This is a genomic window from Labrys miyagiensis, assembly GCF_030160835.1.
GTDB classification, from domain to species: domain Bacteria; phylum Pseudomonadota; class Alphaproteobacteria; order Rhizobiales; family Labraceae; genus Labrys; species Labrys miyagiensis.
Genome location: NZ_BSPC01000048.1, coordinates 148,060 through 172,513, shown reverse-complemented (window position 1 = coordinate 172,513; position 24,454 = coordinate 148,060). Strand labels below are relative to the sequence as shown.

The following is a 24,454-nucleotide window of genomic DNA, read 5'->3' as shown; positions in this document are numbered from 1 at the left end:
GACCGGCATCTTGTCACCTAGGTTGAAGGCATGCCGGTCTGAAGACCGGCACACCAACTGCGCCCATTCCGGCCTACTAAACGTCTCTAAGAGCCGGCTGGAAGCCAGCGATCCCAGGAATCATTCCCCGTGAGCAAGCTCTTCTTCACCGCTGATACCCATTTCGGCCACGAATCCATCCTTCGCCTGTGTAAGCGTCCCTTCGACAGTCCGGAGGCGATGGACGAGATCCTGATCGCACGCTGGAACAGCAAGGTGGCGCCCAATGACCTGGTCTATCACCTCGGCGACATCAGCTTTCGTGCCGGCAAGCCGCCGCAGGACTATCTGGAGCGGCTACACGGCCAGATCCATCTGATCATCGGCAATCATGACAGCCGGGAGAAGCTGGAAGGCTCACCGCGCCTGCGTTCGATTTCCGATATCAAGGAGATCAGCTGGAAGGGCCAGCGCATCGTGCTCTGCCACTATCCGATGCGCGAATGGCCGGGTGCCTGGAGCGGAGCCTGGCATCTGTTCGGCCATGTCCATGGCAATCTGGACGACCAGCCGCTCGGCTACAGCCTGGATGTCGGCATCGACAGCCATGATTACGCACCGCTGGCGGTGGAGGAGATCGCCGCGATCATGGCGACGCGCGACAAGCATTTCGGCTCGTGAACTCGAAACGGGTCGTTTTGTCCCTGAATCGCGGTGTTCCCTTGCCGGTCTGAAGACCGGCACACCAACCTGCGCCTTCTCGGTGTGCCCGTCTTCAGACCGGCAAGGGAACACCGCCCTTAATGAGAATGCCTGTCTGGAAGCCGCTCCGACCCTTACGCCAGGTTCCTGACGGCAACGCCACCCAGCACCATGTCCATCACCTTATCGACATAGGCCAAGTCAGGCGGCGTGATGGTGGAGAGGAAGCGGAAGAGGATCGGCCCCAGCACCATGTCGACGATCAGGTCGGGATCGACATCGTCGCGGATCTGGCCCTTGTGGATGGCGGAGATCACGAAGGCTCGGGCGATATCCTGTCGGCGCTTCAGCACGATCTCGCTGAAGCGCTGGCGGAAGCCCCGCTCGAACTGCGCCTCGGCGAACAAAGCGCGATAGGCTCCCTCCATCACCGGATTGGGCAGATAGGCCGCGAGGCGGTGAAGATAGGCGCGGAAATTGACCAGGGGCTCGCCGCCCACCACCACAGGTGGCATGGCTTCGCTGTAGCGGGTCAGGAAGGCGTCGAGCAAGAGGTCCGCCTTGCTGTCATACCAGCGGTAGATGGTCTGCTTGCCCACACCCGCCGAGGCCGCAATGCGCTCGACCGAGATGTCGCGATAAGGCGTATGCTCAAGAAGATCTGCGGCAGCGTGCAAAATCGCCCTATGCGTCTCCATGCACCGCGGTCTTCCGACCGGACGCGCCGCCTGCTGAGCAATGGCCACGGACAACTCCTTATACGTTAAATATCAATTCTAGACGTAATGTCTCGTATATAAACGCATTCCCGTCTTTTGGCAATCAACTCCCCCTTGCAGGCGTCGTAACGGGCTACCACCTCCACTTCAGGCCGCGAGCCCGCCCCGCATGGCAGCCCGCTCGATTGGCCCGTGCGAAACGACGTGTCCACAGGAGCCTCGCCGTTCACGAAAATTTCAACCCGCACCGTATCGTTTCTCGTTGCAAAAGGAGACGCCGCGTCTTATAAATCATGCAACGGCGATGTGCTGAAGCTTTATGAGATCAGAATGTCGCAATGGGGGATTATGAGTAGATATCCTCCGCGTTCGGTAACGATTGTTAGCACCAAAGCGTAAATGACGGCGACCCACGCTGCCTAAACCTGAATATTATAGTTCGTAATGGAACGCCGCACCTTCCCAACGGGTGCGGCGTTTTTAGTTGGAACCGATAGTCTCGATATTCGCCAGACTTCGCCGGAATACTGCAATCGGGAGTTGTTACAGGACGACATGTGAGGGGCAAGACTGCCCATCGACCATGCGAACCTGACCTCTTCCTGAAATCTACGATTCAGCAGGCCTCGCCTCGGGCGAGCAATTTCACACCGCCCGGATGATATTTCGGCATCTCCTCGCGCCATTCGAAGGAATGGCGGGAAGCCGCCGCTACCGATCCTCCTGCTTTCCGACGATGCGGCTAACAACCGGAGCCGGGCTTTCGGCACCGGTTCGAACCCTGCCGCGCACATAACCTCTGGCAACCGCCGCCGCCAGGCGTTCGACCTCCGCCTCCAGATAGGCATTGGCAATGAGGGAAGCGGCAAGGGCCGAACGGACATCGCCGTCCGCGAGGCGAATCGCTTCCTCGACGGATCGCGCCAGTTCATCCTCGTCGATCGCAGGTTTGCTTCCGACTTCCCCGACCTGATCCCGTTCCATGTCTTGCCTCTCCGGATCCGCTCTCCTTCATGCCCGAGTTATCGGAACAAATAAAGAACAAACATGACAGGCAGATCCGCCGACTGGAGATATCGACAAGGAAAACTTGGCTAATCCTGCACCGGTTTGACGCGACTGGCAGGAAGCGGCTCCTTCAGGCCGCGCTTCACGCGGTGGTTCTCGTCAGCCGTCGACTTGCCGGTCGGCGACTTGCCGACCAGATAGTTCTTTTGCCATTTCTGCTCCAGCGCCAGTTCGTCGCCCGCATTCAAGGCAGCATTGAATTTGGTGCGCTCGCTGTTCCAGGATTTGTATTCCCGGTGGAGATCCGGGTTGTCCTCGATGCGTCCCATCACCGGCTGGACGCTTTCGATGGCGACGCTGGGCACCATAGTGATGAAGCAGAAGGGCTCATCCTTGGCGAAATGCACCGTACCGGGCTCGGTGAATTTCCAGTTCATGGTGAAGGTAAATGGCAGCCAATTGGTCTCCACCAGGCCGTCCAGCGCCTGGATGCCGTGCTTGAGCCTGTTCGGCGCGCCCCGAGCCCAGACCATCCAGCCCGGATCCGTGCGGAAGAGGTAACCGGGGTGGAAGGTGATGATGCCATGACCAAAGTTCAGCGCGACATGATGAAGGTGCCGGCCTGGGTCATGCGGCCGCAGGATAACCTCGCTGGAGGCGTTATAGCCGGTCCAGGTCGCCGAAAATCCAAGCGGATTGAGCAACTCCCAGCCCGACGAATTTGCCATGGTCAGAGGCGTGCAGCGATAGGCGAAGCGATGATTGGTATAGTCCATCCAGTCGCGCTCGGCGACGCCTGGCACCAGCGCCGGCGGATTGTCGATGAGCGCGTAGCATTCGAACCTGGGCGCTTTCGTCGGCGCAGGATCCGTTTCGTTCCTGTCATTCGGGCTCATGCTTCACCGGACACTCCGAGACGGGCCTTCTGAGACTGCGCTTGACGCGGTGATCATCGCCAGCGATCGAACGCCCCGAAGGCGATTTACCGACAAGATAATTTCTCTGCCATTTCTCTTCCACGGCCAGAGGGTCGCCCAGATTGAGCGCTGCCGAGAATCTCGTTCGCTCGCTGGCCCAGATCTTATATTCGCGATGCAATTCTGAAGCGTCCTCGATCGGCCTTATCGTGGGCTGGATGCTCTCGATTGCGACGCTGGGCACCACCGTGATGAAGCAGAAGGGTTCGTCCTTCTCGAAATGCACCGTGCAGGGCCGGGTGAACTTCCAGTTCATGGTGAAGGGGAAAGGCAACCAGTTGCTCTCCACCAGCCCGTCGAGGGGGTGAATACCGTCCTTGATGCGGTTGGGGGAGCCACGCGCCCAGATCACCCACCCCGGATCGGTGCGGAAGAGGTAGCCGGGATGAAAGCTCAATATGCCGTGCCCGAAGAAGAAGCCCGTCTGGTGCAAGGATCGCCCCGCCTCGTGGGGCCGCAGGATGATGTCGTCCTTGCCGTTGCCACCGGTCCAGGTTGCGGAAAAGCCGGAGGGATTGAGCACTTCCCAGCCTGTCGCATTGGCGATGGCCAAGGGTGTGCAGCGATAGGCGAAATGGTCGCTGGTGCGATCCATCCAATCGCGCTCGCTCGAGCTGGCAACCAATTCCGGCGGATTTGGAGAGAGCGCGAAGCAATCAAGCTTGGGAGGTGCCATCATGGAAACCCGGAGAAAGCCGGAGAGCAGGATGCGACAGTCGGACCATCAAATGCCAGCCGAAAATCGGGCCTCTCCACTGCGTTCGAACGTCGGAGAGACAGCGTCGGCATGAAGCAGGGGGAGCCGGGCGCGCCTTAGCCCGGCCTTTGCCTGAGCAACCGATCATGAGGAACCCGCTGTTTTGTGAGGGCAGCGAGCCCTGGTGTCACTTATCCGTAGTCAGGGTCGGCTCAAGCTAACCGGCAGGGCCCGTTGGGCCCGTTGGGCCTGTAGGGCCGGTCGGTCCCGGTGGGCCCGGCGGTCCGGTGTCGCCCGTCGGGCCGGTTGGGCCGGTCGGCCCCGTGTCGCCCACCGGTCCGGTCGGTCCCGTCGGGCCGGTCGGACCAGTCGGTCCGGTGTCGCCCGTTGGCCCAGGAAGACCGGGTGTCCCAATAGGACCCGGTGTCCCAGGCAGACCCGGTGTCCCGGGGGTTCCAGGTGCGCCGGGTGTTCCGCCAACGGCTGCTCCCCTAGGCGGACGTGGCAGGTCTGCGGCATCCCGGCCAATATAGCTCGGCATATAGTCTTCGCGATCCCGCCGGATGAGCGACTTGCCCTCAGGGTCGGGCGTGATCACACAGCGATAGTTCTGTTCGGGATTCTTGCACCAGACCGCCACCGATGGCGTGGACCGGCTCGGCTCCGTACCGAAGAAGACCCGCACGCCGGCCATGAACGAAAAATCATGTCCGTCACGCGAACGGCCCAATGCGTCGTCGGACCGGCCGCCAAAAGCCGCATCGGCGAAGATCGACGCCGCCGTATTCGTCGTGAAATTCGTGAGGTACTCGGCGCCGCCGACGAGCTGGTTCCGGCCGCCGCTGTAGCGATGGCCGATATTCAGCTTGAGATTGTCCGTGACATACCAGGCGATGCGGGCATCGTCGAAGAAGCGCACCTCATTCTTCTGCCCATCCAAGCCAACTACATCGCCCACCCGGCTCCACTCGGCGCCGGCAATCCCCTCGAAGCTGAACTGCCCCCAATAGAGCTGTCCTTCCAGACCGGCCTTGGCGTTGTACATGCCGGCCGTATTCGACGCCCAGGCTCCGCTACCATAGACATAGCTGCCATAGGCGCCGATCGCGCCAGCCTGCGGATCACGCCAGAAGGCATGGCCGGCTGCTCCCGCAAACCCATTGTCCCGCGTCATACCGCCGAGGGCATCGATCTGGAAACCAAAGGGTTCGCCTAGCGGAATCGCCGCCGAGCCACCGACATATCCGAAGGCGCTGCCGCCATTGCCACCGCCGCCGCCAGCCTCAAGCTTGAAATTGGGGGCGGAAACGGCCTGCCTGCTCGGTACCGGTGGAGTGACTACGGCTTCAACCGGCTGAGCAGGGGCCGGCTCCGCCGTCACCACCTCGCGCCTCTTGCCTGCCGGCCTGGACTTCAACCGGTCGATCTCGGCATCGGCGGCCTTCAGCTTGTTCTCAAGCACCGACTGTCTGGCCTGAAGCTTCATGAGGAGCTTATAAAGCTCGGCATTGGACGCCTCCTGCCCCCAAGCAGGCGCGGCCAGCCCCAGGAAACAGGCAATCGCCAAGGCAGAGCAACTCGCACGAAGCTTCTTATTGACAGTCATATGTTCGATCCCGCCGTGACAATGCCTTCTGATGGCTACTCACTGTGCCGGACAGTCATATATTCTGCTGAGAACCACTTCCGCCTGCCCCAGGCCGGAAAGCGCGCAATCCTCGCCTGCCCCTGCTTCAAGGAACATCAAAATGCAGCCTATGAGTCAAGTGATTCTGCGGCATGCGATTAACGCAGTCTGAATACTGTGCTACGTCATACAAGTTGAATCTTAGTCTGGGCGACTTATCGTCAAAGCAAACGAGTACAGAAAGAGTTGTCTCTCATTGCGCTCCGCTGCAGCATTCTTCAAGCTATGCTCCATCGCTCGAAAGACTTTTCTGGTCGAGCAACCGAGTGATCAGCGGCCAGAAGCGCTGCCACCCGTGTGCTGTTGACCATGACGGCTTCGTACACGACACTCCAGTCCGAAACTGTCGAGAAAGGCCGCCGAAGCTTGTTTGTCGATCGACTATCTTATCGCTAAGTTGAAACTCAAGACTATGGAGTGATAAAGAACGCAACGGAAAGATTGACCGTTCATACTGCGATATGGCACATATATTTGCGATTCTTCCTTGGCACGGGGCTGGAACGTCATGAAAAGATTCGTATTGGCGATGTTGTTACTTTCCCCAGTACCCGCATTCGCGGCGGATCTCTCACCGGAACCCGCGGAGCCTGCGCCCGCCGTTGTCACACCTTACAATTGGACGGGTTTTTACGTCGGCGCGCATATTGGCTATGGCTGGGGACGAGAGCACGACACGCTGAGAAATACCACCTTGGCGGAGGCGATGGATCGTTTCGACGTCAACGGCGTGCTCGGCGGTATCCATGGGGGCTACAACCAGCAGTTCGACGGCAATTTCGTTGTCGGCCTGGAGGCAGACGCCGATTTGAGCGGCATCCAGGGTAACGACCACACAGCACAGGCGGGCGGGGCAAGCCGGCTTGACATGAGGAACCGTTGGCAAAGCTCAATCCGCGCCCGCGTCGGTTACGCCTTTGACCGCTTTCTGGTCTATGCGACCGGAGGCATGGCTATCGGCGATATACGCGAGCGTTGGACCATTCTTAACGGCACCCTTGCCGGCTCCTCGACCAAAACGCGCGTTGGCTGGACCGCCGGCGCAGGCGTCGAGTATGCCTTCGACGATCACTGGGTCGGTCGTGCGGAGGTTCGCTATACCGATTTTGGCAAATCGAACTTTACGGTGGGTTCGGGTGTCCGCTTCAAGGCGGGCTTTCATGAAACCGTGGGCCTGATCGGCGTCAGCTACAAATTCTGACGACACGCCCCAGAGCAAAATGCATTCAGGCAGGAGCGGGGTTCCAGATCAGCTCGCTGGTAGCGAATGCATTTTGCGATTCTTGGTGATTCGATCTGAGGGTAAAACGCCCTAAGTTTCAAAGCGAGGTGCTGCCCAAGCCTCTCATCTCAGCCTAGCTGGCCGTTACGCGACATCGTCAGGCGTGACGACAGGGAGGCACCGATGTGTGAAAACGGCGCCCTCTGAACAGCTGATGTCTCAGAATTTGTAACTGACGCCGAGTGTTGCCGTGGTCTGGTTCCAGCCGGCCTTTACCGGCCCGTCAACTGTCTCGTAGCTCTTCTTCGAAAAATCGCTGTAGCGAATCTCGGCGCGGCCGATCCAGCTCGGAGTGAAGGCATATTCGGCACCTAGGCCCACCGTCCAGCCAATATGGGTGTTGCTGGAGTCCTGGCCGGCCGTCGTGAGCTTGGCATTGGCGAAAGCAACGCCGCCGGTGGCGTAGAGCAGCAGGTTGTCGATGGCGTAACCGGCACGAAGACGCGCGGAGCCTTGCCAGTCCGTCTTGAGCTCCAAAGTGCGGACAACGGCGCCGCCGGCATAAACCGCTCGCGCACTGCCACTCAGGTTCGTGTAGTCAAGATCGCCTTCGACACCGAGAACGAACCGGTCGATCTGGTAGTTGTAGCCGGCGTGAGCACCGCCGACAAAGCCATCCAAGTCAAATTTGTCGGCACTGGTCGCAATTACCAACCTTGGATCGCTGAAACCGGGGAACAAGTCCCCCTGATTGTCCTCTTCCCGGCCCCAACCATAGCCCGCGTGGACGCCGATATAGGGGCCGTTCCAGTCATACGGCGCGATTGCGGGCGCCACGGGTTCCGTTGGTGCGGCGGCGAGGTCCGCAGCATGGATCGACGATGTCGAAAAGAAAACCGCCACCGCGGCAACGGCAACACGACCTGAATACATAGACAGCCCCATTCGATACCCGCATCATCATTATGCTCGGGACCAAGGGGATTCAAATGGGATTGCGCCCAAACATCCCGATATGACAAAGTTTTGGGCAAGCCTGTTACCGGGAAGCGACATGGCTTCCACCAGCACTCGAACGTGCTGCCGCCCTACATGAAATCCATCGACCGCCAGTTGGCCAACATCGCAAAAAAAGCCGCTCGGCGCGCCACAGTGAGACTCGCTGAGAACAAAATCAGATATTTTTGTCGGAACGGCTACCGCCTGTGTGTCGGAATAACTTTCCGACAGGAGACCCGAAGTAGGGTATAAGCCCCTGAGATGCAAAATGAATATGATGGTGCCGGTTGCGTGAATCGAACACGCGACCTACCGCTTACAAGGCGGTTGCTCTACCAGCTGAGCTAAACCGGCGTCGGTTTTGGGGTAGCAATTCAGGCCTCGCGGCGCAAGTTTCCTGTGCAACGAAAATTGATGTAATATTTGTTACGAGTCGCCCAAAGGCAACCTGTTTCGATTGTTGCAGTCCAGTCACAGCGGCGTTTCAGGAGAGTCTTCTGCCGATGATAAGTGTCTTCGACATCTTCAAGATCGGCATCGGCCCCTCCTCGTCCCACACCGTGGGCCCGATGCGGGCGGCGGGCCGCTTCGTGCAGTCGCTGCGCAAGCAAGGCCACTTCGTCCGCACGCACCGGGTCGAGACCACGCTCTTTGGTTCGCTGGCCTGGACAGGCCATGGCCACGCCAGCGATATCGCCGTGATTCTCGGCCTGGCCGGCGAGGAGCCCGAGACGGTCGATCCGGAGGCGGTCGCCACCATCGTGGAGGAAGCGACCTCCAAGGGCATGATGGCGCTGGGCGGGCGGCGCGCCATGAGCTTCGAGCGCAATCGCGACATCATCTTCGACCGCAAGACGCCAGCCAAGGGCCATCCCAACACGCTCTCCTTCACTGCCTGGGACGAGGATGGCACCGCGCTGCTCACCGAGTTCTATTTCTCCATCGGCGGTGGCTTCGTGCTGGCCGAGGGCGAGAGCGCCGTGGCGAAGGATGCCGTCGAAGTCCCCTACCCCTTCGCCAGCGCCGCTGATTTGCTGCGCATCGGCAGCGAGCATGGCCTCACCATTGGCGGCGTCGTGATGGCCAACGAAAAGGCGAGCCAGCCGGAAGCCGCCATCCGCGAACGCCTCGCCCGCATCCGCGCGGTGATGGATGCCGCCATCGACCGTGGCATGAGCCTGGAAGGCGAGTTGCCGGGCGGCTTGCGCGTCAAGCGCCGCGCCAAGGCGTTGCATGACCGCCTGCTCACCGATATCGGCCGCAATGTCCGCGCGCCGCATGAGGTGATGGATTGGGTCTCGCTCTATGCCATCGCCGTGAACGAGGAAAACGCCGCGGGCGGACGCGTGGTCACGGCGCCCACCAATGGAGCGGCCGGCATCGTCCCAGCCGTGCTGCGCTACTACCACGACTTCTGCGATTTCAGCGAGGAAGGCGCCGACGAATTCCTGCTCACCGCGGCCGCCATCGGCATGCTGTTCAAGATGAACGCCTCGATCTCGGGCGCCGAGGTCGGCTGCCAGGGAGAGGTCGGCGTCGCCGCCTCCATGGCGGCCGGCGGCCTAGCCGCGGCGCTGGGCGGCACCATCGCGCAAGTGGAAAACGCCGCCGAGATCGGCATGGAGCATCATCTCGGCATGACCTGCGACCCGATCGGCGGCCTGGTGCAGATCCCCTGCATCGAGCGCAACGCCTTCGGCGCCAACAAGGCCATCGCCGCCGCCTCCCTCGCCCTACGTGGCGACGGCACCCACAAGGTCAGCCTCGACCAGGTGATCACCACCATGCGCGTCACCGGCGCGGACATGCAGTCCAAATACAAGGAAACCTCGCAGGGCGGCCTCGCCGTCAACGCGGTGGAGTGCTGAGGGTAGAAGCCGACAGACAGTGGCTCGCCATGGCGAGGCGCAGGGTCGGAGTGGCGATCACCGATCGCCAATCTTGGCTGTCGGCGCTGCATACATAAGGTTCACGGGCAGGAAAGATGGCGATTGGTAATCGCCACTCCGCGCTTGGTGCGCCTTTCCCAAAAATGCGAACGCCCTTTTCACGATCGGCATACCGGCTTGACAAATCCATAACTGCAAAGTTATTAATAACTATGGAGTTATGAATTGCGATGAACGCGGCATCCGACACCCTCTTCCGGACCCTCGCCGACCCCACGCGCCGGGCGATCTTCGAACGCCTGGTACGAGAGGGGGAGTTGACCGTCCGCGCCCTCACCGATCATTCCGGTGTCTCGCAACCTGCCATCTCCAAGCATCTGGGCGCCCTCAAGCTCGCCGGCCTCGTGCAGGACCGCCCCGAAGGACGCCAGACCCACTACAGTGCCCGGCCCCAGGGCCTCGCGCCGCTGATCGACTGGATGAGCCTCCATGCCGCTTTCTGGCAGGACCGCTTCGACCGGCTTGAAGATCTCTTGAACAGGATGGACCAATGACTGCCAATCGTTCCGTCGTCGTCGAGCGGCTGATGCCGCATCCGCCTCAGAAGATCTGGCGCGCCCTCACCCAGGGGCCGCTGATCGAAGAGTGGCTGATGAAGACCGATTTCGAGCCCAGGCTCGGCCACAGATTCAATTTCCGCACGGACCCCATGCCCTATTGGAACGGCGTGCTCGACTGCGAGGTACTTGCGCTCGAACCCCACGAGAGCCTTTCCTACAGCTGGAACGCCTCCGGCGCGGAGGCGGCCAACGGCTTGAAGACCGTGGTGACCTGGACGCTGACGCCCACCGAGGGTGGCACGCTGGTACGCATGGAACAGTCCGGATTCCGGGCCGAGGAGGAGGCGAATTATCAGGGCGCTCTTCATGGCTGGCGGCGCAATCTGGCCGGCCTCGAGCGCATCGTCGCGGGCCTTGCCTGATGCGCTACCACCCTCTCCTCGTGGCGCTGCATTGGCTCTCGGCGGTTCTTGTCATCGCCACTCTTTTCGTCGGTTTTGGCCTCCTCGCAACCATGCCGAATGAGGCCGCCGGCAAGATCGCCATCCTGCGCTGGCACATGGCCGGTGGGATGCTGATCCTTGCCCTGACGGTCATCCGCCTGGTGGTGCGCTGGCGCACCGCCAGGCCGGCAGCCGCACCGACGGGCAACATGCTGCTCGACCGCCTGGCCACGCCCGCTCACTACGGCCTCTATTTGCTGATCGTGCTGATGGTCGCGACGGGCTATGCCACCGGCATCCTCGCCGGCCTTCCCGCCATCGTCTTCGCCAATTCAGGCGATCCCTTGCCCCGGAGCTTTGCAGCCTATCCGACCTTTACCGCCCATTTTCTGCTGGCCCTCCTGCTGGCGGGCCTCATCGCGATGCATATCGTTGCCGCGCTCTATCATCATGTCGTCCTGAAGGACGGCCTGTTCCGGCGCATGAATTTCGGACGCCGCTCCTGAAGCTCCGGAGCCTTGCGCCGTTGTGCCCCGCCACCCATGGGCTCACAAGAATAAGCGCGCTTTCCCCAGAATCGTCAAAATCATCATCTTTCTGACGTGAGAATCTGCCATCGGGCAGGGCTATGCGCGGGGGATGACGGCGAAATTCCGGCCGTCAACCTTCGTTATACTCTTGTGGTGCATGGTCTTTTGCTGCAAAACGCAGCGCCTTCCGACCGCGCGCAGCGGACAGACGAAACAGGGCTCTCGAGCGATTCATGGCTTCCGACAATCGGGCTTCGAAAATTCGTATCGCCCTTGATGCGATGGGTGGCGATCACGGCCCCACGGTCGTGGTCCCCGGCGCCGAAGTCGCGCTCCTCCACCATCCCGATCTGAGCTTCGTGTTTTATGGCGACGAGACGGCCGTGCGTCCGCTACTGGATGCGCGCCCCAAGCTCGCAGCGGTTTCCAGCATCCATCATACCGATATCTCCATCCGGATGGACGACAAGCCGAGCCATGCCTTGCGCTATGGCCGCAAGAAATCCTCGATGTGGCTCGCCATCGACGCCATCAACAAGGGCGATGCCGATGCCACCGTCTCGGCGGGCAATACCGGCGCACTGATGGCGATGGCCCGCTTCTGCCTGCGCACCCTTGCCGAGATCGACCGCCCCGCCATCGCCGCCCTCTGGCCGACCTTGCGCGGGGAATCCATCGTGCTCGATGTCGGCGCCTCCATCGGCGCGGATTCGGATGCCCTGATCGACATGGCCGTGATGGGTGCGGCCATGGCCCGCATCGTGCTGGGGGTCGAGCAGCCTACCGTCGGCCTGCTCAATGTCGGCGTCGAGGAGGTCAAGGGCCTCGAAATGGTGCGCGAAGCCGGCCGCATCCTGCGCGAGACCAGCCTGCCGGACCTCACCTATCACGGCTTCGTCGAGGGCGATGATCTCGGCAAGGGCACGGTGGATGTCGTCGTTACCGAAGGCTTTGCCGGCAACATCGCCCTCAAGACCGCCGAGGGCACTGCCAAGCAGATCGCCTCCTATCTCCGTTCGGCCATGTCGCGTACCCTGATGGCGCGCATCGGCTATCTCTTTGCCCGCGGCGCCTTCCAGGCCCTGCGCGAAAAGCTCGACCCCAACCGCGTCAATGGCGGTGTCTTCCTCGGCCTCAACGGCATCGTCATCAAGAGCCATGGCGGCGCCAATGCCGAAGGCTATGCGGCGGCCATCGGATTGGCCTATGATATGGTGAAACAAGACTTGATGAAAAAGATCACCGAAAGCCTGAGCTTCGACCACCGCGCCGTGACGGCCGCTGCTGCAGCCAATCCGGATGCAGCATAATGGCAACGCTTCGTTCCGTGGTCCGGGGTATCGGTTCCTACCTTCCCGAAAAGCGCGTCACCAACGACGATCTCGCCAAGATCGTCGACACCTCCGATGAATGGATCGTGCAGCGCACCGGTATTCGCGCCCGCCACCAGGCGGCCGAGGGAGAGTTCACCTCCCATCTCGCCACCAAGGCGGCGGAACGGGCGCTGGCCGAGGCCGGGCTGAAAGGCTCGGACATCGACCTGATCGTACTGGCGACCTCGACGCCCGACAATACTTTCCCGGCCACCGCCACCACCGTGCAGGCCAATATCGGCATGACGGGCGGCGCTGCCTTCGACGTCCAGGCCGTCTGCACGGGCTTCGTCTATGGCCTCTCCATCGCGGACAATTTCCTGCGCTCTGGCTCGGCCAAGCATGCGCTGGTGATCGGCGCCGAAACCTATTCGCGTATCCTCGACTGGAACGACCGAACGACCTGCGTCCTTTTCGGCGACGGCGCCGGCGCCGTTGTGCTCGAAGCCACCATGGGCGATGGCTCGATCCATGACGAGGGCATACTGGCCGCGAGGTTGCGCTCGGACGGCACCCACAAGTCGAAGCTCTTCGTCGACGGTGGTGTCTCCTCCACCGGCACGATCGGCAAGCTGCGCATGGACGGGAAGGAAGTCTTCAAGCTCGCCGTCGGCATGGTGCCACAGATCCTGCATGACACGCTCGACGATGTCGGCCTGCCCTTCGATGCGGTTGATTGGTTCGTGCCGCACCAGGCCAACAGCCGCATCATCCACGCCACGGCCGAGAAGCTGGGCCTGGCGCCGGAGAAGGTAGTGCTCACCGTGGCCGACCACGCCAACACGTCCTCGGCCTCGATCCCCCTGGCTCTCGACGTCGCCGTCAAGGACGGGCGCATCAAGAAGGGCGATCTGGTCCTGTTGGAGGCCATGGGTGGCGGCTTCACCTGGGGCGCTGCGCTCATCCGCTGGTAACAACGGACCAGTCCTCCTCACTCATCGCCGCGTTGCGGCCATCAGTAAGTGTGCACTGCGGCATGAAGTGCCCCTGTGCGCGCACGGGATCGCCCGTATGGCGCAATTTTCTTTACACGGTCCCGCGTCTGCGAAGCATCATTTCGCGCCACATTGCGCGCTAGATGACTCCGGCCTCGATTGGAGGTTGACCTTGGCCGCATTCGTCAATAGCTTCGCTTTTTCAGTGACATAGAGTCGGGACTTGAATCCTGGCCACACTGGTGGGGATTGCGGAGTGGATTTCACGGTGGTGCTACGGTCATTGCCGGATATTGAACATAGTTCAATTGCGTAATCTGGAACTGCAGTGATCGAACAATCGACAGGCTGCCCGTATCAGGCAGGGTGTCTGTCCAGCGAGGGGCATGAAAGCGATGGCGGGAAATACCGTCACAAGAGCAGATCTTTGCGAAGCGGTTTATCAGAAGGTAGGCCTGTCGCGGACCGAGTCGTCAGAGCTCGTCGAACTTGTGCTCCATGAAATTTCGAGTTGTCTGGAACGGGGCGAGACGGTGAAGCTGTCCTCCTTCGGTTCCTTTGTCGTGCGCTCCAAGGGCGAGCGCATCGGCCGCAACCCGAAGACTGGCAAGGAAGTGCCGATCTCCCCGCGGCGGGTGATGGTGTTTAAGCCGTCGAACATCCTCAAGGCCCAGATCAACGGCGAGACCCTTGACGGCGTTTCGGACGAATGATCCGAGCCGGGCAGGACATGCGCCGGCCCTCGTCACAACCTTGCGGAAGGCTACGCGGCGTCATCGAAAGTGGCCCGCTTATACCTTGCGATGATGTTTTGGGTTGGAAAGACGCGACAAATGCTTGTCTTTCATGGCAGAATCGGTCGACTGATAAGGTGGAGCAAACTTAGCCGCCTTCCGGTCAGGAGTTCGGGGCCATGGAAAAAGCACCTGACGCGTTTCGCACCATCAGCGAAGTTGCCGAAGATCTCGATCTTCCGCAGCACGTGCTACGCTTCTGGGAGACCCGCTTTACCCAGATCAAGCCGCTGAAACGTGGCGGCGGCAGGCGCTATTATCGGCCCGACGACATCGATCTGCTCAAGGGCATCCGCTACTACCTCTATGGCGAGGGCTACACCATCAAGGGCGTGCAGCGTATCCTCAAGGAGCGCGGCAACCGCCATGTCATGGAGATCGGCCGCGCCCAGAGCGAGGATTATGTGCCGCCCGTCGCCGTGATCCCGCGGGCGGATGAGGAAGACCGCCGCCGCGAGCGCGCCGAATGGCCGGAGGCGGAAACCCCGGCCCATGGCGATGCGGCCGATGATTATGAGGATATGCCGGAGGAGCGTCTCGAGCCTTCGCTCGACGAGGAGGCAGAGAGCTACGAGCCGGCGCCGGCCCAGCAATCTCTGCCGCTGTCCTCGCTTGCCGGTCCGCCGATACGGGCCGAAAGCCGCCCTGCCCCGCCGCCGGCCGAGAGCCGTGCAGCGTCGTCGCCGCCGGGAGTGGTGCGGGACGACCGCCGCCGCCTGCAGACCGTCCTGATGGAACTCGACGAGTGCAAGCGCATACTTGACGCCGCGCGTAGTTGATGCTGCGGATCTTTGACATCGCATCGTTGTCTGGCGGGGCCTGGGGATTGCTCCCGGCGCGATGCTGAAGAGGCAGGAAATTGGCTGGAGCATTATCGCAGCAGGGCGCGGCAGCACAGGTGGCCTATGACGCCGTCATCATCGGGGGCGGCCATAACGGCTTGACCTGCGCCTATTATCTGGCGCGGGCTGGCCGCAAGGTGAAGGTGCTGGAGCGCCGCTCCGTGGTCGGCGGCGCCGCCGTGACGGAGGAATTCCATCCCGGCTTTCGCAATTCGGTCGCCTCCTACACGGTCAGCCTGCTCAATCCCAAGATTATCCACGACATGGAGCTTGCCCGCCACGGCCTCAGGATCGTGGAACGCCAGGCGTCCAATTTCTTCCCCTTTCCGGACGGGCGCTACATTCTCTCGGGCGAAGGCCGGACGCAGGCCGAGATTGCCAGGTTCAGCACCCGGGATGCCGAGCGCTTCCCCGCCTACAGCGCCGAGATCGACACCATTGCCGATGTGCTGCGCGACCTCATCCTGCAGACCCCGCCCAATGTCTCCGACGATGGCTGGTTGAGCTCGCTGCCCGAACTGCTGAGGGCCGGCAAGCTTGGCCACCGCCTCGCCAAGCTCGACATGCATCACCGCCGCGTGCTGCTCGATCTCTTCACGAAGTCGGCCAGCGATTATCTCGGCGACTGGTTCGAGAGCGAGGAGGTCAAGGCGCTGTTCGGCTTCGATTCGATCATCGGCGCCTACCTCGCGCCCTCGACACCCGGCTCGGCCTATGTGCTCCTGCACCATGTCTTCGGCGAGGTGAACGGCAAGAAGGGCGCCTGGGGCCATGCCATCGGCGGCATGGGCGCGATCACGCAGGCGATGGCCGCCGCCGCGCGGGAGGCCGGTGCCGAGATCGAGACGGATGCAGCCGTGAAGGAGATCATCGTCGAGAAGCGCGCCACCGCCGGCGTGCTGCTGGAAGATGGCCGCATCGTCCGCGCCAAGGCGGTGGCCGCCAATATCGGGCCGCGCCTGCTGTTCAACAAGATCGTGCCGGAGGATGCGGTTCCAGCCGATTTCCTGCGACGCATCCGCCGCTTCAAGGTGGGATCGGGCGTGCTGCGCATGAATGTCGCCCTGTCCGAGTTGCCGAGCTTCACGGCCCTGCCCGGCCATGAGCAGGGCATCCATCACACCGCCGGCATCGTGATCGCGCCGAGCCTGGCCTATATGGAAGACGCCTTCCTCGACGCCAGGCGCACCGGCTGGAGCAAGGCCCCGATCGTCGAGATGCTGATCCCCTCGACGCTCGACGATACGCTCGCGCCCCAGGGCCGGCATGTCGCGAGCCTGTTCTGCCAATATGTGGCGCCGCAGCTTCCAGGCGGCCAGAGCTGGGACGAACGGCGGGAGGAAGTCGCCGATCTGATGATCGAGACGGTCGACCGTTACGCCCCCGGCTTTCGGCAGAGCGTGCTGGGACGACAGGTACTGACGCCCCTCGATCTCGAACGCATCTTCGGACTGGTCGGCGGCGACATCTTCCACGGCGCGCTCTCGCTCGACCAGCTCTTCTCCGCCCGCCCGATGCTGGGCTATGGCGACTACCGCACCCCGCTGAAGGGGCTCTATATCTGTGGCTCCGGCACCCATCCCGGCGGCGGCGTCACCGGCGCCCCGGGCCACAATGCCGCCCGTGAGATGCTCTGCGACCGGGTGTGAAGGGCCTGACCCGGAAAATCGCGGGAGCCTCGACTTTTGTCATTGCCGGGCTCGCCCCGGCAATCCAGGAAGCGCCCTTGCCGGGGAAGTTGTGCCTGGATACCCGGGACAAGCCCGGGTATGACAAAATCCGAGCCTTTTTTCGGTAATGCTGGGTTCAGGCTTTGCAGATCAATAAAGGGGTCCGACGGCCGGATGTGTCGGGCGTTCCGGCCGCCGGGGTCTCACAAGATCGGAGTTGTCATTCCGCCGTCATCGGCTCGATAATGGTCCGAACCTGTGATACTTTGTTGGCTGGGAAGCCGGCGCGCTTGGCGTGCTCGCGCACCATTCCTTCGTCCGGCGCAAGATAGATGCAGTAGATCTTATCGTCCGTGACATAGGAGTGGATCCACTGGATCTGCGGGCCGAGGGCGCCGAGCACCGCGCAGGATTTCTGTGATGCGCCCTGCAATTCCGGCCGTGTCAGTCCGCCCACGCCGGGCATGTCACGCTCGATTACGAATTTTGGCATAAGTGCCTCCCAATTGTTGGTTCCTCCACAGGAGCAATGTGCTCCCCTTGAGTGGCAACAGGATCACCCGGAGCTCGTCTCATGACCATGATCGACTCACCGAGGCCTTTGATCGAAACCCCTGATGTTGCAGTTGCAACACAAAGAGTTGACCTTCTCTCAGACGTGCTGGCTCATATCCGGCTCTCCGGCGCCGTGTTCCTGCACGGGGAATATTCCGCACCCTGGGCGCTCTCCTCCCCGGATAATCCGGATCTCATCGCCCTGCTGGCGCCGGGCACGGCCCGTCTCATCCTCTTTCACATCGTGCGCGAGGGCAGTGTCTGGATGAGCGCCTGCGGCTTCCGGGTGGAGGCCGAAGCGGGCGATATCGTGGTGCTGCCGCATGCCCACCAGCATGCCATGGGCAGCCTGGAGAGGGCCGAGCCGGTGCCGATCGCCACGCTGCTGCCCACGCCGCCCTGGCAGGGTATCCCCACTTGCCGTGTCGAGGGCGGCGGCGAGACGGCGCAGATCGTCTGCGGCTATCTGCGCTGCGGGGATCTCCTGTTCAACTCCTTCATGCGCCGCCTGCCGCCGATCTTCCGGGTTCGTCCGCCCAAGGGGCCAACCGCGGAGTGGATCCGGGCCTGCATCAATTATGCCCTCGACCAGAGCGAGCAGCCCCGCCAGGGCAGCGCCATGATGCTCTCGCGACTGCCCGAACTGCTGCTGATCGAGGTTCTGCGGCTCCACTGCGAGCAGGATCAGAACGGCACCGGCTGGCTGGCCGCCACCGGCGACCCCCTCATCGGTCGGGCGCTCGCACTGATCCACGCCGCTCCGGCGCGCAAATGGACGGTGGACGATCTGGCATGCTGCGCGGCTACCTCCCGTTCGGTGCTCGATGCGCGCTTTCGCGACGTTCTCGGCCAAGCACCCATCCGCTACCTCGCCGAATGGCGCATGCAGCTCGCCGCCGATCTCCTGCGCTCAACCGACCTCAAGATGGCGGCAATTGCCGAAGAGGTCGGCTACGGCTCCGAGGAAGCCTTCAGCCGTGCCTTCCAGCGCCATCTCGGTCGCTCACCCGCCGAATGGCGCTGCGCGGCCTGAGCAACTCATAAAAAAGGAGGGCATCGCGCCCTCCTTCTTCGAACCTGTGCTGATCCTGAGGCTCAGTGATGGGCCAGGATCGCCAGCAGCAGCAAGGCCACGATGTTGGTGATCTTGATGGCCGGGTTCACCGCCGGACCGGCCGTGTCCTTGTAGGGATCGCCGACCGTATCGCCGGTCACCGAAGCCTTGTGCGCTTCCGAACCCTTGAGATGCTTGGTGCCGTTGGCATCGATGAAGCCATCCTCGAACGATTTCTTGGCATTGTCCCAGGCTCCACCGCCCGCCGTCATCGAGATGGCAACGAACAGGCCCGTGACGATCACGCCGAGCAGCATGGCGCCGACTGCGGCGAAGGCGTCCGACTTCGAGCCCGTGATCAGGAGGACGACGAAGTAGATCACGATCGGCGACAGCACCGGCAGCAGCGAGGGGATCAGCATTTCCTTGATGGCAGCACGGGTCAGCAGGTCCACTGCCTTGCCGTAGTCGGGCTTCTCGGTGCCCTTCATGATGCCGGGCTTCTCGCGGAACTGGCGGCGAACTTCCTCGACGATGGCCGAGGCCGCCTTGCCGACGGCGGTCATGGCGATGCCGCCGAACAGATAGGGGATGAGCCCACCCAGCAGCAAGCCGACCACCACGAAGGGATTGGCCAGTGAGAAGTTGGGCTGCACGCCTTCGAAATACGGATATTGCGCTGCATTCGCGGAGAAGTAGGTGAGGTCCGACGTATAGGCTGCGAACAGCACCAGGGCGCCGAGGCCGGCCGAACCGATGGCATAGCCCTTGGTGACGGCCTTGGTGGTGTTACCGACGGCGTCGAGCGCGTCGGTGGATTTGCGCACTTCCTTGGGCAGGCCGGCCATTTCGGCGATGCCGCCGGCATTGTCGGTAACCGGACCGAAGGCGTCGAGCGCCACCACCATGCCGGCGAGCCCGAGCATCGTGGTCACCGCCACGGCGGTGCCGAACAGGCCGGCCAACATGTAGGTGGCGATGATGCCGGCGACGATGACGATGGTCGGCAGGGCGGTCGCTTCCAGCGAGACCGCGAGGCCCTGGATGACGTTCGTGCCGTGGCCGGTGACGGAGGCCTGCGAGATCTGGCGTACCGGGCGATAGCCGATGCCGGTGTAATATTCGGTGATCCAGACGATTAGCCCGGTGACCACCAGGCCGACGAGACCGCATGAGAACAAGGCACTGCCGGTGATGGCGCGCCCGGCCACGGTTCCGATGGTGCCCCAGCCGATCAGCAAATGGGTGGCGATGGCAAGGCCGCCGATGGAGAGCACGGCAGAGGCGATGAAGCCCTTGTAGAGCGCGCCCATGATCGACTGGTTGGCACCGAGCTTGACGAAGAAGGTGCCGATGATCGAGGTGACGATGCAGGCCGCACCGATCCCGAGCGGATAGAGCAACACGTTGGAGAGCACCGGCGTGCCGGCGAAGAGGATGGCGGCCAGCACCATGGTGGCGACCACGGTCACCGCATAGGTCTCGAACAGGTCGGCCGCCATGCCGGCACAGTCACCGACATTGTCGCCGACATTGTCGGCGATGGTGGCGGGGTTACGTGGATCGTCCTCGGGAATGCCGGCCTCGACCTTGCCGACGAGATCACCGCCGACGTCGGCTCCCTTGGTGAAGATGCCACCGCCCAGACGAGCGAAGATCGAGATGAGCGAGGCGCCGAAGCCGAGCGCGACCAGCGAGTCGACGATCTCGCGCGCCTGCTTGGGATCGGCGAAGCTGAGAGCCATCGGGCCGGTGAGCACGTAATAGTAGACGGACACGCCCAGCAGCGCGAGACCGGCCACCAGCATGCCGGTGACGGCGCCCGCCTTGAACGCGACCTCGAGGCCGGCGCCGAGCGAGTTCATCGCAGCCTGGGCTGTACGCACATTGGCCCGCACCGACATGTTCATGCCGATGAAGCCCGCCAGACCGGAGAGAATAGCGCCAATGGCGAAGCCGATCGCGCTGGGAATGGAGAGGAAATACCAGACAAGGGCAAAGATGATAATGCCGACGCCTGCGATCGTCGTGTACTGGCGACGCAGATACGCCTGCGCGCCCTCGCGCACGAAGCCGGCGATTTCCTGCATCCGGGCAGTGCCGGCTGGCTGCGCCATCACCGACTGAAAGGCCCAGGCGCCGTAGACGAGGGAAAGCGCCCCGCACGCGATAATAACCCACAATGAAAGCATGGACGTCGTTTTCCTTGTCCTTTACTCGCACAAGCTGCCAAGCCCCGCCCCTAATTGAAAGCCGAGGTAGTGTCGGTGCGGCGAATCCTCCACCGGACGCCGTGAAATGTCCGGATTGCCCCGATGCTGCCAAAATCAGAGAGGCAGTGCAACCAACGCGGTGCGTTCAGTCGAAGTTCTTTGGCGGACAGGGTAACTTCCGCGAAGTAAAGCGCCCGAAGATGACAGGCGCATTTCGATATCCCCGGTTGATTGCCGATGAGCGCATCTTCGGCTTCACGGCTGCTCGATCACGCCTCTCATGTGGATGGCATCAATAGCCGATCGCCAGACCATCCTTCCGCGGATCGGAACCGCCGGTCAGGGTGCCCTTTTCCCAGTCGATCAGAATCATCTGGCCGCCACCCAGCGCCTCCTCCGCGATGCCGACCGCATGGCCGCGCTGCTGCAGGCCGCGCATGACGGCGGGTGGAACGCTGCGCTCGACCACCGCGGCAGTCCGGTTGTGGAACACACGCGGGAAATCGATGGCTGCCTGCGGGTCCATGCCATAGTCCAGCACATTGGTCAGCACATGGACATTGCCGAAGGGCTGGTAATCGCCGCCCATCACGCCGAAGGGGGCGAGCACGTGCCCGTCGCGCATCGCCATGCCGGGCATGATGGTGTGCAGCGGCTGCTTGCCCGGCGCGATGCAATTGGGGTGCTTGCGATCGATGCGGAAACCGGCGCCGCGATTCTGCAGCACGACACCCGATTTCGGGCCGACCAGGCCGCTGCCGAAGGACCAGTAGGTCGAGTTGATGAAGCTCACCGCATTGCGGTCGCTGTCGACCACGCAGAGGTAGACGGTGTCAGAAGGCTCCATGGCGCGAACCGGCAGTTCCAGCGCCCTCTCGGGCGAGATCCGCTCCCGCAGCCGGTCGGCATAGGCGTTCGACAACAGTCCTTCGATATCGACCTTCGCCTTGGCTGGATCGGCGATCAGGGCATCACGCACCTGGTAAGCGAGCCGGCCTGCCTCGATCTCCAGATGGAAGCGCGCTGCGCTGAGCGGATCGAGGCCGGCAAGGTCGAACCCGGAGAGGAGATTGAGCATGAGCAGGGCGGTGAGGCCCTGGTTGCTCGGCGGCATCTGCCAGATCTCTGCGCCGCGATAGCTCGTCTTGACCGGCCTGGCGTAATTGCCCTGTGCCGCCGCGAAGTCATCCAGCGTATGCAGGCCGCCGGCCGCCTTGAGGCGGGACACCAGGTCCTCGGCGACCTCACCCTCGTAGAAGCCGCTGCGTCCCAGCTTTGCGATGCGCCGCAGCGTCTGCGCCAATTCGGGCTGGCGGTGGACGTCGCCTGCCCGCGGCGCCCTGCCCCCGGGCAGGAAGATGCGCGCCGCCGCCTCGTCGCGGGCGAGCAGAACCTGCGTCTCCCGCCAATCGGCCTCGACGCGGTCATGCACGACATAGCCCTTCTCGGCGTAATGGATGGCGGGCGCCAGCACGCGCTCCAGCGGCGTGCGGCCATGATCGGCCGACAGGCGGCACCAGGCATCGATGGCGCCCGGAATGGTCACGGAATGAGGACTGTCGGAGGCAATGGCCGTGATGCCCCGCTCCTCATACCAATCGATATGGGCGGCCCCGGGCGCCCTGCCCGCGCCATTATAGGCGATGACCTCGCCCTTGCCGCCAGGCACGTAGAGGCAGAAGACATCCCCGCCAACGCCGGTCGACTGCGGCTCGACCACCGCGAGCACGGCCGCAGCGCAGATCGCCGCATCGATGGCATTGCCGCCTTCGCGCAGCAGCGCCAGGGCAGCAGCGCTCGCCATGGGCTGGGAGGTCGCGACCACAGCTCCGGTCGCACGCACGGGCGAACGACCAGGGAAATGCAAATCTCTCATAGTATCGATTCCTGAAATGAGCCTGTTGGTGGGATGCCGTGCTCGGCCCCCTCGTCGAGCAGGAGCGCATGCTGGACGGAACGCAGGTGCCGGCGCATCGCCGCTTCAGCCGCCGGCGGATTGTGGCTGGCGATCGCCTCGACGATCTCGCGGTGATGAGCGGTGAGTTCGTCGAAACGTGCCGGTGTGGTCGGATCGTTGCGCAGGCGCCTCCAAGCCCCCTCGTCGCGCACGGCATTCAGGCTGTCGAAGACCGCCACGGCCAACGCGTTGTGCGTTGCCTCGGCGATGGCCCGGTGCAGGCGCACATCCCAGATGTCCCAGGTAACCGGGTCGCGTGCGGCGGCGCTGCGGCCGAGGAGGTAGCGCAGATTGTCGATGTCCATGCGGCTCGCCCGCAGAGCGGCCGTACGCGCAAAGGTCGGCTCGATCCACAGGCTGACATCCATGAGTTCGGCCGGGCTGGTACTCGCGGTGATCAGCGACATGCCGAGTTCCCGCTCGGGCGGCCTGCTGCCGACGAAGGTCCCCTTGCCGACATGGCGCCAGAGCCGCCCCTCGGCCTCCAGCATCTCCAGGGCATGGCGCAAGGCGCGGCGGCTCACCCCGAGCTCGAGGATCAGTTCGCGCTCCGGCGGAAGCTGCGCCCCGGATGGATAGCGGCCACTGTTCACGAGCGCGAGCAGGCTGTGGATGGCTTGGTCTTTTGAATTCATTTGGAACCAATTTTGTTATTGGTTTCAGCGATTATCAGCATCAAAGTACAAATGTCTATCGTAAATGCAATTTTTCTTGCCCATGCGCCATAGAGTATGCACCAATATTGATATCGCCATACAAATTGGTCCCAGACAGAAGGGCCAGGCTGGCAAACCAACCGGAGCATCACACCATGCGCGTCCCACGTGCCCTTTTGCCTTGTATGCGTTCCTGCCTGGTCTCCCTTACCGGAGCCATCCTGTCCGTCGGCCTGGTGCAGGCCGCCCAGGCCCAAGCCATCACACCGCCACCCGCCATCGCAGCGGCCAAGAAGGTGGTGATCTGCGCCGATATCGGCTCGCCGCCGCTCTCCTTCTACAAGGAGGACGGCACGCTGGTCGGCGCGGAGGTCGATCTCGGCAACGCCATCGCCAAGCAATGGGGTGTCGCGACCGAATGGAAATACGTCATCTTCGACGACATCATCCCCGCCCTCGTCGCCAGGCAGTGCGACATGATCATGTCCGAGCTCTACGACAAACCGGCGCGCCGCGAGGTGGTGGACTTCGTCGACTATCTCAATTCCAGCGAGTCCATGGTGGTGCTCAAGGGCAATCCCGCCGGCATCAAGACCCTCGATGACCTTTCCGGCAAGAAGGTCGCCGTGCAGAACGGCACGACCGTGCAATCGCTGATCGAGGACGAGAACAAGAAACTGGCAGGCGCGAACAAGGCGCCGGCGCAGATCGTGGTGTTCCCGAAAGATACCGATGCCTTCCAGGCCCTGCGCGTCGGCCAGGTCGACGCCTACGGCACCACCGTGAAGACCGCCGGCTACTATTTCACGCAGGCACCCGACCTCTTCGAGATCGCCGGCGAGCCGTTCTCGCGCACGATCATCGGCGCGGCCTTCCGCAAGGACGAGAAGGATCTCGAAACCGCCTTCGCCCAGGCGCTGGACGCAGTCCACAAGGACGGCACCTACATGAACATCCTGAAGACATGGGGCATCGAGCGGGACGCCCTGTGAG

At 62.6% G+C, this 24,454-nt stretch carries 23 protein-coding genes and 1 tRNA gene; 13 read left to right on the top strand and 11 right to left on the bottom strand.

Annotated elements, in window-relative coordinates; translation table 11 throughout:
- Window positions 1-129: 129 nt before the first annotated feature.
- Complete coding sequence (locus QQL24_RS22005) at window positions 130-660, top strand: metallophosphoesterase (RefSeq protein WP_284314441.1); 531 nt, start codon at window positions 130-132, stop codon at window positions 658-660.
- Window positions 661-815: 155 nt separating this feature from the next.
- Here the strand turns inward: QQL24_RS22005 and QQL24_RS22000 are convergent, their stop codons facing one another.
- The 5 genes from QQL24_RS22000 to QQL24_RS21980 form a co-directional block, all read right to left on the bottom strand.
- Window positions 816-1,379, bottom strand: coding sequence for a TetR/AcrR family transcriptional regulator (locus tag QQL24_RS22000; RefSeq protein ID WP_284314440.1), 564 nt, complete (start codon window positions 1,377-1,379; stop codon window positions 816-818).
- 732 nt (window positions 1,380-2,111) lie between these two features.
- Complete coding sequence (locus tag QQL24_RS21995) at window positions 2,112-2,384, bottom strand: hypothetical protein (RefSeq protein WP_284314439.1); 273 nt, start codon at window positions 2,382-2,384, stop codon at window positions 2,112-2,114.
- A gap of 110 nt (window positions 2,385-2,494) precedes the next feature.
- Window positions 2,495-3,304: a DUF6065 family protein gene (locus tag QQL24_RS21990; protein ID WP_284314438.1), complete on the bottom strand. Its 810-nt coding sequence runs from the start codon at window positions 3,302-3,304 to the stop codon at window positions 2,495-2,497.
- On the bottom strand, window positions 3,291-4,061 hold the full coding sequence (locus tag QQL24_RS21985; RefSeq protein WP_284314437.1) for a DUF6065 family protein: 771 nt from the start codon (window positions 4,059-4,061) through the stop codon (window positions 3,291-3,293). The genes QQL24_RS21990 and QQL24_RS21985 overlap by 14 nt, the downstream gene beginning before the upstream one ends.
- 238 nt (window positions 4,062-4,299) lie before the next feature.
- A complete protein-coding gene (locus tag QQL24_RS21980) occupies window positions 4,300-5,688 on the bottom strand; it encodes a coiled-coil domain-containing protein (RefSeq protein WP_284314436.1) in 1,389 nt (462 codons plus the stop codon).
- Window positions 5,689-6,277: 589 nt separating this feature from the next.
- On the opposite strand from QQL24_RS21980, the gene QQL24_RS21975 reads away from it, so the two are divergent.
- Window positions 6,278-6,970 carry an outer membrane protein gene (locus QQL24_RS21975; protein WP_284314435.1) on the top strand — a complete coding sequence of 231 codons (693 nt, stop codon included), beginning with the start codon at window positions 6,278-6,280 and terminating at the stop codon, window positions 6,968-6,970.
- Window positions 6,971-7,210: 240 nt separating this feature from the next.
- On the opposite strand, the gene QQL24_RS21970 is transcribed toward QQL24_RS21975, so the two are convergent.
- Window positions 7,211-7,936 carry an outer membrane protein gene (locus tag QQL24_RS21970; protein ID WP_284314434.1) on the bottom strand — a complete coding sequence of 242 codons (726 nt, stop codon included), beginning with the start codon at window positions 7,934-7,936 and terminating at the stop codon, window positions 7,211-7,213.
- Between the two features lie 332 nt (window positions 7,937-8,268).
- A tRNA-Thr gene (locus QQL24_RS21965) sits at window positions 8,269-8,344 on the bottom strand.
- Between the two features lie 149 nt (window positions 8,345-8,493).
- Between QQL24_RS21965 and QQL24_RS21960 the strand changes: the two genes are divergently transcribed.
- The 9 genes from QQL24_RS21960 to QQL24_RS21920 all read left to right on the top strand — a co-directional run bounded on the left by QQL24_RS21960 (window position 8,494) and on the right by QQL24_RS21920 (window position 17,005).
- Window positions 8,494-9,858 carry an L-serine ammonia-lyase gene (locus tag QQL24_RS21960; protein ID WP_284314433.1) on the top strand — a complete coding sequence of 455 codons (1,365 nt, stop codon included), beginning with the start codon at window positions 8,494-8,496 and terminating at the stop codon, window positions 9,856-9,858.
- 251 nt (window positions 9,859-10,109) lie between these two features.
- On the top strand, window positions 10,110-10,433 hold the full coding sequence (locus tag QQL24_RS21955) for an ArsR/SmtB family transcription factor (protein ID WP_284314432.1): 324 nt from the start codon (window positions 10,110-10,112) through the stop codon (window positions 10,431-10,433).
- Entirely contained in the window at window positions 10,430-10,861 is a 432-nt protein-coding gene (locus QQL24_RS21950; protein WP_284314431.1) for an SRPBCC family protein, read from the top strand. The genes QQL24_RS21955 and QQL24_RS21950 overlap by 4 nt, the downstream gene beginning before the upstream one ends.
- A complete protein-coding gene (locus QQL24_RS21945; protein WP_284314430.1) occupies window positions 10,861-11,388 on the top strand; it encodes a cytochrome b in 528 nt (175 codons plus the stop codon). The genes QQL24_RS21950 and QQL24_RS21945 overlap by 1 nt, the downstream gene beginning before the upstream one ends.
- Before the next feature lie 257 nt (window positions 11,389-11,645).
- Window positions 11,646-12,722 carry a phosphate acyltransferase PlsX gene (plsX, locus tag QQL24_RS21940; protein ID WP_284314429.1) on the top strand — a complete coding sequence of 359 codons (1,077 nt, stop codon included), beginning with the start codon at window positions 11,646-11,648 and terminating at the stop codon, window positions 12,720-12,722.
- Window positions 12,722-13,699 (top strand): beta-ketoacyl-ACP synthase III, encoded by a 978-nt coding sequence (locus tag QQL24_RS21935; protein ID WP_284314428.1) that lies wholly within the window; start codon window positions 12,722-12,724, stop codon window positions 13,697-13,699. Before plsX ends, QQL24_RS21935 begins: the two co-directional genes overlap by 1 nt.
- Before the next feature lie 416 nt (window positions 13,700-14,115).
- Window positions 14,116-14,433, top strand: coding sequence for an integration host factor subunit alpha (locus tag QQL24_RS21930; RefSeq protein WP_284314488.1), 318 nt, complete (start codon window positions 14,116-14,118; stop codon window positions 14,431-14,433).
- A 200-nt stretch (window positions 14,434-14,633) separates the two neighbouring features.
- Window positions 14,634-15,293 (top strand): MerR family transcriptional regulator, encoded by a 660-nt coding sequence (locus QQL24_RS21925; protein ID WP_284314427.1) that lies wholly within the window; start codon window positions 14,634-14,636, stop codon window positions 15,291-15,293.
- Window positions 15,294-15,373: 80 nt separating this feature from the next.
- Window positions 15,374-17,005 (top strand): phytoene desaturase family protein, encoded by a 1,632-nt coding sequence (locus tag QQL24_RS21920; RefSeq protein WP_284314426.1) that lies wholly within the window; start codon window positions 15,374-15,376, stop codon window positions 17,003-17,005.
- A gap of 241 nt (window positions 17,006-17,246) precedes the next feature.
- Here the strand turns inward: QQL24_RS21920 and QQL24_RS21915 are convergent, their stop codons facing one another.
- A complete protein-coding gene (locus QQL24_RS21915) occupies window positions 17,247-17,519 on the bottom strand; it encodes a DUF4242 domain-containing protein (RefSeq protein WP_284314425.1) in 273 nt (90 codons plus the stop codon).
- 81 nt (window positions 17,520-17,600) lie between these two features.
- Between QQL24_RS21915 and QQL24_RS21910 the strand changes: the two genes are divergently transcribed.
- Window positions 17,601-18,614, top strand: coding sequence for an AraC family transcriptional regulator (locus QQL24_RS21910; protein ID WP_284314424.1), 1,014 nt, complete (start codon window positions 17,601-17,603; stop codon window positions 18,612-18,614).
- Window positions 18,615-18,676: 62 nt separating this feature from the next.
- Here QQL24_RS21910 and QQL24_RS21905 read toward each other — a convergent pair whose 3' ends face one another.
- The 3 genes from QQL24_RS21905 to QQL24_RS21895 form a co-directional block, all read right to left on the bottom strand.
- The gene (locus QQL24_RS21905; RefSeq protein ID WP_284314423.1) at window positions 18,677-20,827 is read right to left on the bottom strand and encodes a sodium-translocating pyrophosphatase; all 2,151 of its coding nucleotides are present in this window, start codon (window positions 20,825-20,827) and stop codon (window positions 18,677-18,679) included.
- A 313-nt stretch (window positions 20,828-21,140) separates the two neighbouring features.
- Window positions 21,141-22,724, bottom strand: a complete 1,584-nt coding sequence (ggt, locus tag QQL24_RS21900) for a gamma-glutamyltransferase (RefSeq protein WP_284314422.1) — start codon at window positions 22,722-22,724, stop codon at window positions 21,141-21,143.
- Window positions 22,721-23,440, bottom strand: coding sequence for a FadR/GntR family transcriptional regulator (locus tag QQL24_RS21895; RefSeq protein ID WP_284314421.1), 720 nt, complete (start codon window positions 23,438-23,440; stop codon window positions 22,721-22,723). The genes ggt and QQL24_RS21895 overlap by 4 nt, the downstream gene beginning before the upstream one ends.
- Window positions 23,441-23,616: 176 nt before the next feature.
- On the opposite strand from QQL24_RS21895, the gene QQL24_RS21890 reads away from it, so the two are divergent.
- Window positions 23,617-24,453 carry an ABC transporter substrate-binding protein gene (locus QQL24_RS21890; protein WP_284314420.1) on the top strand — a complete coding sequence of 279 codons (837 nt, stop codon included), beginning with the start codon at window positions 23,617-23,619 and terminating at the stop codon, window positions 24,451-24,453.
- Window position 24,454: the final 1 nt, after the last annotated feature.

Bases quoted from the DNA above. Each gene is read 5' to 3' on its own strand.
- QQL24_RS22000 (WP_284314440.1), bottom strand. From the start codon at position 1,379: ATGGAGACGCATAGGGCGATTTTGCACGCTGCCGCAGATCTTCTTGAG.
- QQL24_RS21995 (WP_284314439.1), bottom strand. From the start codon at position 2,384: ATGGAACGGGATCAGGTCGGGGAAGTCGGAAGCAAACCTGCGATCGAC.
- QQL24_RS21990 (WP_284314438.1), bottom strand. From the start codon at position 3,304: ATGAGCCCGAATGACAGGAACGAAACGGATCCTGCGCCGACGAAAGCG.
- QQL24_RS21985 (WP_284314437.1), bottom strand. From the start codon at position 4,061: ATGGCACCTCCCAAGCTTGATTGCTTCGCGCTCTCTCCAAATCCGCCG.
- QQL24_RS21980 (WP_284314436.1), bottom strand. From the start codon at position 5,688: ATGACTGTCAATAAGAAGCTTCGTGCGAGTTGCTCTGCCTTGGCGATT.
- QQL24_RS21975 (WP_284314435.1), top strand. From the start codon at position 6,278: ATGAAAAGATTCGTATTGGCGATGTTGTTACTTTCCCCAGTACCCGCA.
- QQL24_RS21970 (WP_284314434.1), bottom strand. From the start codon at position 7,936: ATGGGGCTGTCTATGTATTCAGGTCGTGTTGCCGTTGCCGCGGTGGCG.
- QQL24_RS21960 (WP_284314433.1), top strand. From the start codon at position 8,494: ATGATAAGTGTCTTCGACATCTTCAAGATCGGCATCGGCCCCTCCTCG.
- QQL24_RS21955 (WP_284314432.1), top strand. From the start codon at position 10,110: ATGAACGCGGCATCCGACACCCTCTTCCGGACCCTCGCCGACCCCACG.
- QQL24_RS21950 (WP_284314431.1), top strand. From the start codon at position 10,430: ATGACTGCCAATCGTTCCGTCGTCGTCGAGCGGCTGATGCCGCATCCG.
- QQL24_RS21945 (WP_284314430.1), top strand. From the start codon at position 10,861: ATGCGCTACCACCCTCTCCTCGTGGCGCTGCATTGGCTCTCGGCGGTT.
- plsX (WP_284314429.1), top strand. From the start codon at position 11,646: ATGGCTTCCGACAATCGGGCTTCGAAAATTCGTATCGCCCTTGATGCG.
- QQL24_RS21935 (WP_284314428.1), top strand. From the start codon at position 12,722: ATGGCAACGCTTCGTTCCGTGGTCCGGGGTATCGGTTCCTACCTTCCC.
- QQL24_RS21930 (WP_284314488.1), top strand. From the start codon at position 14,116: ATGGCGGGAAATACCGTCACAAGAGCAGATCTTTGCGAAGCGGTTTAT.
- QQL24_RS21925 (WP_284314427.1), top strand. From the start codon at position 14,634: ATGGAAAAAGCACCTGACGCGTTTCGCACCATCAGCGAAGTTGCCGAA.
- QQL24_RS21915 (WP_284314425.1), bottom strand. From the start codon at position 17,519: ATGCCAAAATTCGTAATCGAGCGTGACATGCCCGGCGTGGGCGGACTG.
- QQL24_RS21910 (WP_284314424.1), top strand. From the start codon at position 17,601: ATGACCATGATCGACTCACCGAGGCCTTTGATCGAAACCCCTGATGTT.
- QQL24_RS21905 (WP_284314423.1), bottom strand. From the start codon at position 20,827: ATGCTTTCATTGTGGGTTATTATCGCGTGCGGGGCGCTTTCCCTCGTC.
- ggt (WP_284314422.1), bottom strand. From the start codon at position 22,724: ATGAGAGATTTGCATTTCCCTGGTCGTTCGCCCGTGCGTGCGACCGGA.
- QQL24_RS21895 (WP_284314421.1), bottom strand. From the start codon at position 23,440: ATGAATTCAAAAGACCAAGCCATCCACAGCCTGCTCGCGCTCGTGAAC.
- QQL24_RS21890 (WP_284314420.1), top strand. From the start codon at position 23,617: ATGCGCGTCCCACGTGCCCTTTTGCCTTGTATGCGTTCCTGCCTGGTC.